The sequence below is a fragment of the Actinomyces sp. oral taxon 849 str. F0330 genome, from assembly GCF_000239715.1.
GTDB classification, from domain to species: domain Bacteria; phylum Actinomycetota; class Actinomycetes; order Actinomycetales; family Actinomycetaceae; genus Actinomyces; species Actinomyces johnsonii.
In genome coordinates, this window is record NZ_JH470354.1 from 183655 (window position 1) to 185341 (window position 1687).

Here is a 1687-nt window from a genome sequence, read left to right on the forward strand (position 1 = left end):
CTGCTCCAGGCCGGCCAGGACATGGTCGAGCAGGCGGGCCCCGCGGGCGACGACATCGGGCTTTGAGGCCCCGTCCAACCGCCTGCCGGTCCCGCCGGCCAGCACGACGACGTCGACCACGCCGGATTCGTCAGGCGTGCCGGTTGCACCCGCAGCGGGGCCGAGGTTCGCGGCGTGATCCGCCGGTTGGTCAGGCATCGTCTCCGCGCACCCAGTCCCCGGAGCGGCCCCCGGACTTGGCGATCACCTTGGCCTCACGCAGCTCGACGCCCCGGTCCACTCCCTTGACCATGTCGACGATCGCCAGACCCGCCACGGTGGCGGCGGTGAGGGCCTCCATCTCCACCCCGGTGCGGTCGGCCGTGCGGACGGATGTCTCGATGCGCACGCCGCCGTCGATGATCTCCAGGTCCACGCGTGCGCCGTGTACGCCGATGACGTGTGCCAGCGGGAGGAGCTCGGGGACCTTCTTCGTCGCCGCGATCCCGGCCACGCGGGCCACCGCGAGGACATCCCCCTTGGGGACTGTGCCCTCGCGCAGGGCGGTCACGATCGCCTCCGAGCAGGACACAAAGGCACTGGCGCGGGCCTCGCGCACGGTCGGAGTCTTGGCGGTGACGTCCACCATGTAGGCGGAGCCCGCCTCGTCCAGGTGGGTGAGGGTGATCCGGGGGCGGGTTTCCATGAGGGGACTCCTTCAGCGGGAGGGCGTGGGGTTGCTCGTCGCGGAGGCACCATGGTCATCGATGGCGCACCCGCAGGGACCGATCTCGGGGATTAAGGTGCGTCTACGCGCACTGGGCGGCCAGAAGGACATGAGCCGGTGAGCGGGATGAGGGGCAGCTCGTCGCCCACCTCCACCGACTCGACCTCGGCGGCCACCACCGCCAGCGCCTGCGCAGCGGGCAGCGAGGCCACCAGGTGCGATCCCGAACCCAGTCGGTGGGAGGGCGTCACCCAGGGCAGGCCCGCACGATCGTCGACATGGCCTCCGGCATAATCCCCGGCGTCGTCTCCCACGGCGGGGCGGGAGGGGGCCCGGTGAAGCGCACCGGCACGTGCTGACGCCGGCCCGGCGGGGTGCGCCAGGCCACTGCCGCGCGCGCCGTCAGACGGGGGCGGCCCGGAAGAGCGCCGTCTTCCCCCTCAACCGGGTCGGTGTCGAATCCCGCCAGGCGGGCCAGCGCCGGGGCCACGATCGTGGTGAAGGAGACCAGGACGCTCACCGGATTGCCCGGCAGGCAGATGATCGGGACCCGCCGGCCGTCGTCGGCCTGCACCCAGCCGTGCCCCTGGGGCTTGCCCGGCTGCATGGCCACCTTCACGAAGTCCAGGCGTACCGGCGCGTCCTCGCCCCGCCGGGCCTGCGCCAGCATCGTCAGCGGATCGAAGGCCCCCGCGGACACGCCCCCGGAGGTGACGATGAGATCGGCGTCCGCCGCGGCCCGGCGCAGCACCTCGCCCAGCTCCTTAGCGCTGTCGCCGCTGCGGGCTACGCTCGTACAGTCCGCCCCGTGCTCGGAGACCAGGCCGGCCAGCAGCAAGCCGTTGGAGTCCGGGATCGTACCGGGGACGAGCGCCTGACCGGGGTCGCGCAGCTCCGCCCCGGTGGAGACCACGGCCACGCGCACCCGCGCCGCGACCGGTACGGAGCCGAGCCCCACGGAGGCCAGGGCGGAGATGGCCG

General features: G+C 73.3%; 3 protein-coding genes and 1 pseudogene. All 4 read right to left on the reverse strand.

The features are described 5' to 3' along the window. A pseudogene (locus tag HMPREF0975_RS16750) lies at positions 1–198 on the reverse strand (molybdenum cofactor guanylyltransferase); the annotation flags it as partial. Then, the gene (gene moaC / locus HMPREF0975_RS10245) at positions 191–685 is read right to left on the reverse strand and encodes a cyclic pyranopterin monophosphate synthase MoaC (RefSeq protein WP_009234096.1); all 495 of its coding nucleotides are present in this window, start codon (positions 683–685) and stop codon (positions 191–193) included. The pseudogene HMPREF0975_RS16750 and the gene moaC, both read right to left, overlap by 8 nt. 92 nt (positions 686–777) lie before the next feature. Beyond that, entirely contained in the window at positions 778–957 is a 180-nt protein-coding gene (locus tag HMPREF0975_RS16755; RefSeq protein ID WP_232212509.1) for a hypothetical protein, read from the reverse strand. Beyond that, positions 954–1687 (reverse strand): molybdopterin-binding protein (locus tag HMPREF0975_RS16760; RefSeq protein WP_009234097.1); only part of this gene is annotated, 734 nt, incomplete at its 5' end. The genes HMPREF0975_RS16760 and HMPREF0975_RS16755, both read right to left, overlap by 4 nt.